Genomic DNA, 13,650 nt, shown 5'->3' with positions numbered 1-13,650 from the left:
AATAAAGAATTAAATTGACCTACTGAAAAATAGAATACATTAAATGGAATTAAAAATCTTGAAACCACGAAAGGCAATAAATAAAGCCTTTTTAAAAATAAAACCGAACAGAACGGAAATTGAAAATTTCAAGACGAATTTGATTGAACTACTCGACCGAACAAACGATACTGAATCTGAAGAATTTCACAAGAACCTAGTTTCTGACTTTTTAAAAGATACTTATTACAAGAACAACCATTTCATAAACACAAAAGGAAGAAATGACCTTGTAATCCACAACGGAAATAAATCAATAAGTACAGTTGGAGTAATCATTGAGGCAAAAAAGCCGACCAACAAATCGGAAATGCTGACAAAGGAAAAAATCAATGTCAAAGCATTTCAAGAATTGGTTCTCTATTATTTAAGAGAACGAATTACTCACAAAAATCTTGAAATAAAATATTTAGTTGCAACAAACATTAACGAATGGTTCATTTTTGATTCCAACGTATTTGAAAAACAGTTTGCTCAAAACAAAGGATTGGTTAAACAATTCAACGATTTTGAAAATGGAAGATTAGCAGGAAAAACAACTGATTTTTTCTACAAGGAAATTGCAGAGCCTTTTGTCAATGGATTAAAGAACGATATTGAATTTACCTTTTTCGATATTCGAGAATACGAAAAACCACTTCGTAATGACAATCTAAAAGACGACAACAACCTTATTTCACTTTTTAAATTACTCTCACCAGAGCATTTATTAAAACTACCGTTTGCCAATGACAGCAATAGTCTTGATAAAAGATTCTACGGAGAATTACTGCATATTATTGGACTTTCGGAAACCAAAGAAGGAAGTAAAAAATTAATAGAACGAAACAAAAAAGGCGAAAGGAACACAGGTTCATTTCTCGAAAACGCAATTATACAACTTGACAGTTTAGACAAAATAAATAGACTTGACAATCCAAGTCATTTTGGAACAACTCAAGAAGAACGTTTATTTAATGTTGGTCTTGAATTAAGTATCACTTGGATTAACAGAGTTTTGTTTCTTAAACTTTTAGAAGCTCAACTAAAAACCTATCATAAAGGAGACAAATTCTATGAATTTTTAAGTATCGATAAAATTCAAAACTATGATGATTTAAACAGTCTTTTCTTTCAAGTTTTAGCTAAACAACAATCAGAAAGGAACGAAGATGTAACAGAGCTTTTTGCAAAAGTTCCTTACTTGAACAGTTCACTTTTTGAACCAACAGGAATTGAACACGGAACTTTATTTATTAGCAATTTGCGAGATGATAAAACTATTCCAATTTATTTCTCAACTGTTTTAAAAAGTGAAAGCGGAAAAAAACGAACAGGAAATTTAAGCACTCTGGAGTATCTATTTGAATTTTTAAATGCTTACGACTTTAGTAGTGAAGGAAAAGAGGAAATTCAAGAAGACAATAAAACCTTAATTAACGCTTCTGTTCTCGGTCTAATTTTCGAGAAAATCAATGGTTACAAAGATGGCTCGTTCTTTACGCCAGGTTTTATCACAATGTATATGTGTCGTGAAACCATTAGAAAAGCGGTTATTCAAAAATTCAACGAAACCAAAGATTGGAACTGTAAAGACATAGATTCTCTTTACGATAAAATTGAAGACAGACAAGAAGCAAACGATATTATAAACAGTCTTAAAATTTGTGACCCAGCAGTTGGTTCAGGACACTTTTTAGTTTCTGCACTTAATGAAATGATTTCCATTAAAAACGACTTGAAAATTTTACAAGACAGAGATGGAAAAAGGCTAAAAGAATACCAATTTGAAGTTGTTAATGATGAATTAATTGTGACTGATGAAGATGGAGAATTATTTGAATACAATCCAACGAATAAAGAAAGTCAACGAATACAAGAAGCTCTATTCCACGAAAAGCAAACCATCATTGAAAACTGTTTATTTGGTGTAGATATTAACCCAAATTCTGTAAAAATCTGTCGCTTACGTCTTTGGATAGAACTACTTAAAAATGCTTATTACAAAAATGAAAGCGAATTAGAAACACTTCCAAACATTGATATTAATATAAAATGTGGAAACTCACTTATTAGTCGCTTCGAATTAGATTCTGACCTTAAAAAAGCACTAAAAAGTAGTAAATGGACTATTGACAGTTATAGAATTGCAGTTGACACGTATCGTAATGCTCAAAACAAAGAGCAAAAGCGAGCAATGGAAAAACTCATTGACGATATTAAAAACGACTTTAGAAGTGAAATATCACTAAACGACCCAAAAGTTAAGAAACTAAAGAAATTACAAGGAGAAATTTTTGGAATGACCAATCAAACTCAAATGTTTGAGTTAACCAAAAGAGAAAAAACTGCTTGGAATAAAAAACTAAAAAAACTCACAGCGGATTCTAAAAAATTGGAAACCATGATTGAAGAAATTAAGAACAACAAAATATATGAAGATGCTTTTGAATGGCGTTTTGAGTTTCCAGAAGTTTTATATGATAATGGAGATTTTGTTGGATTTGATACAATAATTGGGAATCCACCTTGGGGTGCTACTTTGACAAAAGAGCAAAAAACTTTCTTAAAAGTTAGATACCAAAATATTGATAGTTCTACACCTAACACTTTCGCTTATTTCATGGGACTATCTATAAATATTTGTAATTATTTAATAACCCAAATTCTTCCAGATAGTATTCTTGTAAAAGACTTCTCAAAAACTAGAGCTTTATGTTCTAATTACCTCTACAACTTATCTTGGTATCAAAACACAGCAATTCCAGACGACATTAGACCATTTGCAGATGTAGAACATGATGTTTGTACTTTGTTCTTAAATCAATTAGAAGTTTCCGAAGAGACAGAAATTTCAACAAGATTCTACCAAAATTCTTCAGTAATCGAAAAAAGATGGTTTGCAAACAAGGATAATTTCATCCTTAAAGAATATGATAATACATATAATATTCTTTTAAATTCAATAGACATTGGAATTCTTAACAAATTAAGAAGTTTTGATATTTTAGATGATTACCTGCAATGTCATGAAGGTATACATTCAGGTAATATAAGAGAGAAACTTTTTATTAAAGAACAAATCACAGGTGAAGAAAAACCAATGTTTCTTGGAGGAAGAAATGGTGACCAAATTGAAAATTATATTTCAAAAAGATTTGGTTGGTATGTAGATTATCGCAAAGAGATTATTGACAAAAGTAAAAAGGAGTATGCTTCATTAAGAGATGAACGTATTTTTAACCAACCAAAAATATATTTGACAAGAACAGGTAATCCGTTCAAAGCATTTATTGATAATGCAAACTATGCTTCGAATAATTTTTTTTCAATTCAATTTAAGGATTATGACTTTAATAGTTTTGATAATTTAATTCCTGTCCTTGGGTTATTGAATTCCAAGTTCGCTAATTATTATATTAGAAAAGTAATAGCACCGTCATTAGGAAACACGTTTGTTGAAACTAAAATAATTCATGTACTAAAATTACCACTTATAAAAGAATTACTAGAATCTAAAGAATTAGTAGAACTAGTGAATGTGTTAATAAATTCTAATAATAATGCTGAAAGTGGTTCATTTGAAAGTGAGATTGATAATATAATTTACAGAATATATAAACTAACAGATAAAGAAATAGAGAATATTGAAGAAGCTACCGCATAAGCCATACACATTTGCAATTCGCTCAAGCCAACACTACACCAAAAATTGCAAAAGAGTTTGTCTTTGCCAACGCTACAAACAGAATGGAAAATAAAGTACGAAAACACAACAACGTATATAAAAAATAGCGGTTTAAGTGCTTAAACAAAAGATAAATAATAAAATAAAGGTCATTGTAAAACCCAAAAATTAGTGAGTAAAATCCGCTACTTTTCATATACAAGACTGTCAGACTGTCTCAAAACTCTGTTTAATTTTCTTTTTAGATTTCTTAAAAAGTTGTATTTTAAAGCTATGGAATATATTAAGAAAATCCCTCGCAATCAGCTCAGTTTTTTTCCTACTGCTTTAGATGATTTAATTGACTCAGAAAATACTGTTCGCTTTATTGATGTATTTGTAGATTCTATAGAACTAAAGGCATTAGGCTTTCAAATGCTCTCACATACTGGTAAACCACCCTATAATCCCTGTGATTTACTCAAACTATACATCTACGGCTACATGAACCGTATAGGTTCTTCACGTGCTTTAGAAAAAGAATGTCATCGCAATGTAGAACTCATGTGGCTCTTAGGCAATCTCAAAGCTGACCACAACACCATTAACCGATTTAGAAAAAACAATCCCAAAGCAATCAAGCCAGTATTTAGACAAAGTGTAGCAATAGCCAAAAACTTTAACCTAATTGGAGGCTTGCTTATTGCAGGGGATTCTACCAAACTAAGGGCTCAAAATTCTAAAAAAAACAATTACAATAAAAAGAAAATAGAACGTCATTTAGCTTATATTGATAAAAAGTTAGATCAGCACAACCAAACCTTAGCCAACGCTGACGGGGATGCACCATACGATGATCATAGCAATCAAAAACAACTCATCGAAAAGCAACCCCAAAACCACAGGGCACATAAAGCAAAGTACCACCATATTAAGCAACAACTCGATAATGACAACTCTTGTGAAAACCCTCAAATATCAACCACTGATCCTGATAGCAGACACCAAATTGTTCGCAGGCTCATCACTGAAGTTTGCTATACCGCACAAACCACAGTAGATCACAAACACAAATTACTGATTGATTATAAAATTACCAATAGCAATGATAAAAAAACGATGGGTACTATGCTTAGACGTGCAAAGACCAGTCTTAGGCACACCAACTTCACTGCACTATATGACAAAGGCTATCATACAGCTAGCGAATTTAATGTCGCCGATCATTTAGGTATTAACACTCTTGTAGCTATTCCTGGTATTGGTAGAAGCAGTCAAGCACCTAACCCTAATTACAACGTAGAACACTTTACTTACAAAAAAGAAAACGATAGCTACACCTGTCCTGAAAATCAAACCTTAACCAGTAATGGCAGTTGGTATAAAACCAGAAATTATACATTTAAACAATACAAAACCAAAGCCTGTAAATCTTGCCCTATGCGTGAACAATGCACCACCGCTAAAGTGAATGGTAAAATTGTGCAACGTAGTCAATACGCACAAAACATTGAAAACAATGCCAAACGTATTAAAAATAGTGGTAATGCTTATAAACAAAGACAGGCAATTGTAGCGCATCCCTATGGCACCATAAAACGGCAATGGGGAGTTGACCATATTATCACTAAAAAAGGAATCAATAGAGCTTCGGCTGACTTTGGATTGATAGCTACAGCTTACAATTTAAAAAGGATCATCAATATTATTGGTGTAAAAGCATTGATGAAACTCCTGAAAACAAGCTGTTTTAGTTTATATAAAGCCATATTTAAGCAAATAAGAGATCGTATTGAGTCAATAACGTCATTTTCTAAACGATTTGAGAATTTGATTAAAAATCATAACGCAAGTGCTTTTTGCAAATTTCTAGCGCTTCAGAAAAATTAAACTATAATTTAATATACTTTTGAGACGAACTGACGTTGTAGCCAATTAAAATGACCTATCAATGATATTTAATCTTAACAGAAAACAATATGAAATAAATCGCAGAAAAGGACTAAAATTATTTGATATTGGTTGGAAAGAAGAAGATTTTCAAAAAATGATTTACGAAAATCTTGAAGTACTTCTTCCTGAAGATGAATTATTACTAATAATGCAATCTCGTAGGTGGCAAGAAGAGCCAGATTTAATGGCAATTGATAAAAATGGAGAATTATATATTTTTGAACTTAAATCTTGGGAATCACTAGATGTGAATTTGTTACAAGTTATGCGATATGGTCAGATTTATGGACAATATCAATATGACGACTTAAACGAATTGTTTCTTAAATTCTTTCCAAATGAAAACAGTTTAATTAATGCCTTAAACTCACGCTTTAATTCAAATCTAAAAGGGTGCATAACATTTTGTCGTTTTAAGCAGCTTTATTTTTCTCAGTACAGATTAGGTTAACTACTTTGTTCCATTTATCACTCAGTTTAGTTGTTCTTAATGTGAGCATATTTTGAGCTCCAATTTTAGACCAACGTTGTCCAGAGAGTTTCATTCTTTTTTGAACAACCTCCCTGTTAGCTGCTTCTATGGCTCCAGATCCTATAATACCTGCTCCTGTATTTTGATATTGCTGATAGTCCATACGCGACCTATTTTCGGTATAATATGTGATAAGTTGGCTTTGTTGTTTACGTTGATTTTGCTTTGTCAATTCTAAGTTTTTGATATTCTCAATGACTTGATTTACTTGACTGTTTTTTAGTAGTTGCTCCTGTTGACCAACCCAACTGTTATATGACTCTTGATTAGAGAGACAAACCTTAGCAAAATCGTGTAAATGTTCTAAAGCATGATACCAATCCAATATTTGTGTGGCAAAAGGGTAATGTTGATCTACCCATTTCCATATCCATCTAGCACCATCACCAACAAAAATCAGTCGCTTATCAATACTCCTGTAACAGCCTAAGTATCTATCCATTCTATCTGTAAACTTATCAGCTTTGCCTAAATATGCTTCATACAACGAATGGCGTATCCATCCACGTTTATTTGATATGTCCATACAGCTACTCTGTTTAAAAATTCTGCCTAATTTTACTTCTTTCCAAGCCTCTTCCCGAGTGAAAAGCATCGACCCATCGACCATAGCATATATGCACTCTTGGTTATCTACCTTAAGAATATCAGGTTCAACGGCATCAACCTCCAATACTTTTTCTTGCTCTAATAAACCACCATAAAAGTCTGTGACTCTGTAAAGCTGCATCGCATTGACTGAAACACCTAGAAGATTCGATAAAACTTCATGACCATCTCCATAACAATCGTTTTGACCAATATAAATCATTTTGTCTTGCATATAGGGACTTATCTTAAATCCATTGACTTTTTCACTAAAGGGATGAGTGTTGTTAATCTCTATCTTTCCGTAACGTGATAAGTTTTTTTTTACGCCTGTCTTTAGATGGTTCGCTTATACTTCTCTCTAAAACCTCTCGACCATAGTCCGTCCATATTTGATCAAAAGTCTTTTCGTAATCATAGTAACTCTTTATGTTTGATAATTTTGCTATCGCTTGATAACGCTTCTTGGCTTGGGCTAAAAATTCCTCTTCGCTAATCATAATGGTGTCGCTTTTAAAAGTTAATCCTTAAAAATAACTATTTCGCGACAAAATGTTATGCACCCATCTAAAACCAACCGATATCAACAAAAAACAAAAGTTTATTTTGATAACAAATGGGCTAGACTTTAAAACAAGAGCAGCGATTGAATATTGGGACGAACAAGGAGTAAATATTTCCAGTTGGGTTTACAAAATTTATGAAGTTAGTAATCAATTTCTTCTTGATTTTGAGACATACCGCCAAAGTCCAAATCCATACGAATATATTGACGAAGGATATTATATTTTAAACACAAATATCAAACACGGTTCAGAGGATGAAACTGATATGTTAGACAATAAAAAAGTTGCTGCATATTTTGAACCTTGGAAATTCAAAATTGAACACTTTAATAAAGGAGACAAAGTTTTTCTTTATCGTTCAGGAACTGGAATAGTAGCAAAAGGAATTGCAACTGGAAAAATTGACAAAAGTAGTTATCGAAATAACCCGAAATATGCTAATGAGGAATACTCGATGAAGCTTAATAAATTTAAAATTCTAGACAATCCAATTTCTGCATCTGAAATAAAACGGATATCAGGAGTGAATTACGTTTTTATGCAAACTATGTTTTCTATCGATAAAGAAACTGGAGAAAAATTATGGAAGAAAAAATAACTGGCTACGACATTGGCTATGAAAATTTATGATTCTTTAGAACAGCTTGAAAATAAAATAGTTCAACTCATTAAATCTACTAATGAACACAAAATAATAAGCATTACAGCTTTTGAGTTTTTAACTAAAATTATTGCAGTATTTTCAAATAGTAAATGGTATTAGACCACTTTAGTATTCATTTTGGTATAATCAGAGCACTACCCGAAAAAAGATATTTGCCGTAAAGCCTAAAGAAGATACATCCGAACGTAGTGTGGTATCGTTTATTTTTATGAAGTAAGTGTTGATGGTATTATTTGTATTTAAAAGATTCCATAAAGAGATACCCATAGTAGTACGAAATCTCTTTGTCTTAAATTCTTTTGTTGCCGAAAAATCAACTCTAAAATAATTCTTTAGGTTGTTACTGTTAATAGCTGCATAATTTATTTCATTATTGAGGATGGGAGTGTTCTCATTTATTCCTGTAAAAGGCCTTCCGGTATGCCAGTTTAGTTTGGCAGCCAATTTTATTTTGTTGAAGGTATAGGTATTAGAGATACTTATATTATGCCGAATGTCAAAATTGCTCGGAAACTTTTGTTGCTGCGTATTTATATTAAAATGATTTACGTTATTACTGTAAGTATAGTTTATCCAGGAAACAAAATGATTTATTTTCTTATGTAGTAGAAAATCTATTCCGTTTATTGTATAACTACCTGTCGCATTTACAAATTGTAATTGATTCTGAAACCCCTGACTTCGGGAGCTGATTCCGTTAACCTCTTTCACAAAGGCATTTACTCCGATCATAAGATCATTTTTCTTATAATGTACCCCAAATGATAATTGCTTGCTTTTAGTAATAGGAATATCGGCATTATTGCTCAATACCCACCTTCTCTTTTCTATACCAAAGAAGGCGTTTTGCAAATCTGTTATTTGAGAAATGGTCTGGCTTTTAAATTCCCCCATCATGTTGAGTTTTACGAAAGGGCCTATTTTCTTTGAAACACTCATCCTGGGCTCTGCGATGGATTTGGAGAATTTACGGTGATATATTGCCCTTATGCCAAATCTGAAATAAAGATTATTAGGTTCGTAATAGGCTATCGTACCAAAAACAGCATGTGTTATCAATTCTTGTGTTACTTTTCTTCCAAATGTTGGGTTCGTTACAATTTCCAGATCGGAAATCACCAGTTTTTTATACTGATAACCGGATGTGAGTTCCAGTTTTTCATTTAATTTAACAGTACTGCCGGTGCGAAAACCAATATCGAGAACCTGGTTGTTTTGATGTAACCTGTTTGCTGTTATAAAACGATTATCATTAGCCGTTAAATGGTACTGAGAAAGATATATTTGACCGTTTATTGTCGTATTATCAATACGTTTTTTATAGTGGAGAGCACTTCCTAAACTTTCCTGTTTTAATTGGCTTCCCCGGGTGGCAGCACCATTAAAAATGGTTTCATAATCGAGTTTGTTATAGAGGTGAAATGCATTAAATTTTAGCGAGGAGTTCTCAGAGAATGTATGATGAATTCCTATGTTACTATCGACAAATACAAACTTGTCATTGTTCATCGTGACTTCGTTTTTCAGATCAGAATCTACGATGATATATTGTAAATATTCTTTATAGGTAGGGGATTTAAAAAAATCGGTAAACGAACGTCTTAAAGATAGTTGTAAATTTGTTTTTTTAGCTACGGGAAACGTTGTTGTGATATCAGTATGCAATGCATTCAAACCCAAATTAACAGAAGCTTTTTTTACTTTACTCAAATCAGATTGCATATCAATTACTCCCGAAACACCTCCTCCGTGATATGCATTCGTTCCATTTTTATAAACGTAGATTTTATCTGTTACATAGGGGTTAAATGCGGAGATTAGTCCAAAAAAATGCCCGACCTGGTACACTTTAATTCTATTCCAAAGAATTAAATTTTGGCCGTGTGTGCCTCCTCTGATATTGATATTGGATATTCTTTCTTCTACACTATATATGCCTGGCAGTGCTTGTAATGTATGAAATATATCAGGCTCTGTTAATCCGGGTAAAATTCCGGCAGACATGGGTTTGATTTCTATTGACCCGTTCACTTTTTGATGAATTCCTTTGGTCAGGTAATTTTTAATGAGGACCATGTCGAGGTTAATTACACCTGAAAAAGGGCCGTCTACACTTATTGCTATAATTTTAGGGCTTAGTTTTTTAAACAGAAGTTTTGTTTGAGATGCGAGTATTACAAGTAGTTCATCCAGAGATACTTTTTTTTGCGGGAATGAAAATTGAATATTTTTTATATTTTCATCTGCGTACGAAAAGCTTACAGAAAATTCTTTTTCTATTTTTTCTAAAGCATCTGACAGCGAAACAGGAGGTGTATTTTGTGCACTAACAGATAGCTGTACACAGCAATACATAATACACAAAGAAGCATATTTCATTCTTAATTGAAACTTTATTTTGAAAATACAATGACGTCTTTCTTTATTTCAAACTTTAGGCCTAAAGGTATGGCAATAGATTTTGCTGCTACTACGATATCGTCATGAATCAATGTGCCTGAAAATAATTGAGATACATCAATGGTATCCGATTTGACCGTTACGTGGTATTGATTTTCAAACTCCTGAAATACATATTTTACAGGAACACTGCTAAAAGTACTATAATTATCTAACCACGTGGGCGCATCAATGGTTATTTTCTTTTTTGTATAACTGCTGTCGGTTTTTATAAATTGTAAGTGTTCTTCTTCGGACAAATAAACCGTTTCATTATTAAAAACCACCTTTACTTTTCCTTCATAGCAAGTTACTCTAAACAGGTTTTCCCGGGCAAATACATTAAATGCCGTTCCCAGAACCACTACTTCGCCCAATAGGGTATGAACGCTAAATTTTTCTCCTTTGGCTACTTTAAAAAACGCTTCCCCGTCCAGATCAATATTTCTGGTATTTGGCCATTCTTTTTCAGCATACCGGATGCTGCTACCGGCATTTAAAGAAACCTGTGATTTGTCCGGTAATGTAAATTCGGTTTTCTCGCCAATCTGCGTAGCAATATGCTGTGTTTTATTCAGAGAATCAGTAATAAAAAATATTCCCAGTGTCACAATAATTATGGCAGCTACCCTATACATACGACGTAGATAAATAACCTTTGTTTTTACAGGTTGTTTAATGGACTCCATCAACAGACGATGATTTTTTTCAACATCGTAATCATCGGCTTTAAAACCTTTTAAAGTGTCATCAAGCCGACTTATTTCTTTATATTCTTCAACATCTGTTAAAGATTTTAGCTCTTCCGATGACAATTCATTATTGAGCCATTTTGATATCATATTCTGATTGTCTTTTTCCATGATGTATGTTCATTATAAATAATAAGACAAGTTTGTTTTTATATTTCCTACCTTATACCAAAAAGAATACTAAAATAGTCTATAAGATTGTGTAAGGAAAATTGGGCTATTTTAGTATTCTTTTTGGCATTACTTGTCATTTGATATTTGTTTTTTTATTTTTTTAAAAGCAGTATACACTCTTTTTTCAACCGCTTTAGGTGAAATTCCCATAATTTCCGCAATTTCTTTGAATTTTTTACCTTCTATTCTATTTAAGAGAAATGTAACCCTCTGCTCTTCAGATAAACTTTCCAGTGCTTTTTGCAATTGTTTCACATACATATTGTCTTCTTCAAAATAGGATGGATGATAGGAAGAAGTTTCTATGTGCTTAGACTGCTGCTGGTATTTTAACACCACTTTTTTATGAGCCATATCGTTTAAAATCATATTTCTTACGGAGGTATATAAGTAAGCTCTAACTTTTGAAGCAGTTACCTGACTACACTTATGCCACAGTTTTGTATATGCATCTTGAATGAAGTCTTCAATATTACAATCTCCTCCGTAACGGTAATAAAAATACTGATATAATTCTTTAGAATATTTTTTGAAAATACCTGAAAACGTTAACTCATCACAAAGATCATCATCTTTCATATATAGAACTCATTTAAACTTTTTCAATTTGCTAAAAAATTGCTGTTTTTAGCTCTGTTTTTATCTTTTTTCCCTTCCGTAGCGCTACTATGCAACTCAAAAAAACTTTCAACATATCTAAAAACTTCTAATGTTCGCTTACATCCAAAAAGTTTAAATGAGTTCATAGTATAATATTTTGTGAACTTATATGGAATTACATATTTTTAACACTTGCAAAGTAGGAATTTATAAGTGATAACATGTCTACTTCTAATAAAACCATATGTATTTTGAAAGCGAAATTAACTTTTTCTAAATATTTAGGGGTATTAATACTACTATTATTTTTTTCCTGTAAAGAAAATGATACTATTTCAGTAACTCCTCCGGATCAGAATAGTGTTATTGTGGCCAATTCCGAATTAGCTACTTTAATCCTGGATGTTTCTACTAATGCAATTGATTGTATAGATTTTAATTACCCTATACTATTTAACGTTTATAACATAGATTTTCAGTCATTAGTTAATGAAACCGTAACAAATGATGCGGAATTACGTGTAATGGTAACTAACAGAATCAATACAGACACATATCTTGTGAGTTTACATTTCCCGGTAAACACTAATTCGGGAAACACTACTTTTACGCTTACGAGTAATGAGGAACTACGAGCAAACCTCTCCACTGTCTCACAGCAATGTCAATCTACATTTGATTGCCCGGCATTACAGTTAAATATCGGTGATCCTTGCATTATACAAAATCAGCAAGGAACTGTTAATCCTGATTGTGATTGTGAAATATAATATCATTTTTGACTAAAGCCTAGCTTGGTTTTTTGCATGAAAAGCTCTAAGCAATAATGTTTACGGGATGTGATAACTTTTAAGAAACCTTATTTTCTCAAAAAATAAGGCTATTTCTCCTGGTGTTTAAAAGACTGATTTGAAGCTTTTAACTCGAATACTTTCAAACTTGAAACTAGATAAATAGAGACCTTTGCAAAAAAGTAATATATTCCGTATTGAAATTGATTTGGCTTCAAATTTCTTCCTTCTCGAAAATTTTAAATCCTCAAAATCAATAGGTTATTCCGGTTGAAAATTTTCTTCGGGCGTCGAACTTTTTCACCAAATCAATTTTGAAAAGGTCTCAAATAGTTAAAAATTTTAAATGAAGGTAGGAAATTGTGTTTTGCAACTGTCTACTACATAAACTTAAAAACTTAAACTTATTTATCATGAAGAAAAAAATCTTATCCGCAAAAGTATTTTTATTAGTTTCAACCATTGCTTTTATACTCGCTTGTACTCAAAATAATGACGAGCAAAATGATCAACTATTTGATTGCCCGGCATTGCAAGCTAATGTCGGAAGCATCTGTTTTGTGCAAAACCAACAAGGTGTACTTAATGCAAATTGCGAATGTGAAGTTACCGTTACTTACGATTGTCCGACATTACAACTCAATATTGGAGACTCCTGTACAACTGCCAATGGTATGGATGGGAAAATAAATGCTAATTGCGAATGCGAGGCAGAAAACACGACACAGTATGATTGTCCGGCACTACAACTCAATATTGGAGATACGTGCTATATTCAAAATCAGCAGGGAACAGTTAATTCCAATTGTGATTGTGAAGTTTAATTTTTATTATTCCATTGATATTCATATGTAGTTAGTTGATTTTTATATAACCATGTCCATTCTCATGCAGGAATTAAAAACA

12 protein-coding genes and 1 pseudogene are annotated in these 13,650 nt (G+C 32.2%); 7 read left to right on the top strand and 6 right to left on the bottom strand.

The window, feature by feature from the left end; genetic code table 11:
• Positions 1–43 precede the first annotated feature (43 nt).
• The 3 genes and pseudogenes from GKR88_00380 to GKR88_00370 all read left to right on the top strand — a co-directional run bounded on the left by GKR88_00380 (position 44) and on the right by GKR88_00370 (position 6,089).
• Positions 44–3,685 (top strand): type II restriction endonuclease, encoded by a 3,642-nt coding sequence (locus GKR88_00380; protein ID QMU62875.1) that lies wholly within the window; start codon positions 44–46, stop codon positions 3,683–3,685.
• Between the two features lie 294 nt (positions 3,686–3,979).
• A pseudogene (locus GKR88_00375) lies at positions 3,980–5,392 on the top strand (IS1182 family transposase).
• A 244-nt stretch (positions 5,393–5,636) separates the two neighbouring features.
• Entirely contained in the window at positions 5,637–6,089 is a 453-nt protein-coding gene (locus tag GKR88_00370; protein QMU62874.1) for a hypothetical protein, read from the top strand.
• Here the strand turns inward: GKR88_00370 and GKR88_00365 are convergent.
• Complete coding sequence (locus GKR88_00365) at positions 6,052–6,993, bottom strand: hypothetical protein (GenBank protein QMU62873.1); 942 nt, start codon at positions 6,991–6,993, stop codon at positions 6,052–6,054. The genes GKR88_00370 and GKR88_00365 overlap by 38 nt on opposite strands.
• 52 nt (positions 6,994–7,045) lie before the next feature.
• Positions 7,046–7,258 carry a hypothetical protein gene (locus GKR88_00360; protein ID QMU62872.1) on the bottom strand — a complete coding sequence of 71 codons (213 nt, stop codon included), beginning with the start codon at positions 7,256–7,258 and terminating at the stop codon, positions 7,046–7,048.
• 106 nt (positions 7,259–7,364) lie between these two features.
• Here GKR88_00360 and GKR88_00355 point away from each other — a divergent pair, with 106 nt between their 5' ends.
• Together GKR88_00355 and GKR88_00350 are read left to right on the top strand one after the other, a co-directional pair.
• Positions 7,365–7,922, top strand: coding sequence for a hypothetical protein (locus tag GKR88_00355; protein QMU62871.1), 558 nt, complete (start codon positions 7,365–7,367; stop codon positions 7,920–7,922).
• A gap of 18 nt (positions 7,923–7,940) precedes the next feature.
• Positions 7,941–8,087 carry a hypothetical protein gene (locus tag GKR88_00350; GenBank protein ID QMU62870.1) on the top strand — a complete coding sequence of 49 codons (147 nt, stop codon included), beginning with the start codon at positions 7,941–7,943 and terminating at the stop codon, positions 8,085–8,087.
• A gap of 27 nt (positions 8,088–8,114) precedes the next feature.
• Here GKR88_00350 and GKR88_00345 read toward each other — a convergent pair whose 3' ends face one another.
• The 4 genes from GKR88_00345 to GKR88_00330 form a co-directional block, all read right to left on the bottom strand.
• Positions 8,115–10,367 carry a TonB-dependent receptor gene (locus GKR88_00345; GenBank protein ID QMU62869.1) on the bottom strand — a complete coding sequence of 751 codons (2,253 nt, stop codon included), beginning with the start codon at positions 10,365–10,367 and terminating at the stop codon, positions 8,115–8,117.
• Positions 10,368–10,381: 14 nt separating this feature from the next.
• Entirely contained in the window at positions 10,382–11,290 is a 909-nt protein-coding gene (locus GKR88_00340; protein ID QMU62868.1) for a hypothetical protein, read from the bottom strand.
• Positions 11,291–11,419: 129 nt separating this feature from the next.
• Positions 11,420–11,932, bottom strand: coding sequence for a sigma-70 family RNA polymerase sigma factor (locus GKR88_00335; GenBank protein QMU62867.1), 513 nt, complete (start codon positions 11,930–11,932; stop codon positions 11,420–11,422).
• A 23-nt stretch (positions 11,933–11,955) separates the two neighbouring features.
• Positions 11,956–12,099: a hypothetical protein gene (locus GKR88_00330; GenBank protein QMU62866.1), complete on the bottom strand. Its 144-nt coding sequence runs from the start codon at positions 12,097–12,099 to the stop codon at positions 11,956–11,958.
• A 105-nt stretch (positions 12,100–12,204) separates the two neighbouring features.
• On the opposite strand from GKR88_00330, the gene GKR88_00325 reads away from it, so the two are divergent.
• Positions 12,205–12,723 carry a hypothetical protein gene (locus GKR88_00325; protein ID QMU62865.1) on the top strand — a complete coding sequence of 173 codons (519 nt, stop codon included), beginning with the start codon at positions 12,205–12,207 and terminating at the stop codon, positions 12,721–12,723.
• A 434-nt stretch (positions 12,724–13,157) separates the two neighbouring features.
• Positions 13,158–13,568 (top strand): hypothetical protein, encoded by a 411-nt coding sequence (locus GKR88_00320; GenBank protein ID QMU62864.1) that lies wholly within the window; start codon positions 13,158–13,160, stop codon positions 13,566–13,568.
• Positions 13,569–13,650 lie beyond the last annotated feature (82 nt).

This window comes from Flavobacteriaceae bacterium, from assembly GCA_014075215.1.
In the GTDB taxonomy this organism is placed as follows: Bacteria; Bacteroidota; Bacteroidia; order Flavobacteriales; family Flavobacteriaceae; genus Polaribacter.
Note: the sequence above shows the minus strand (reverse complement) of the source record. Positions and strands in the feature narration are given on the sequence as shown.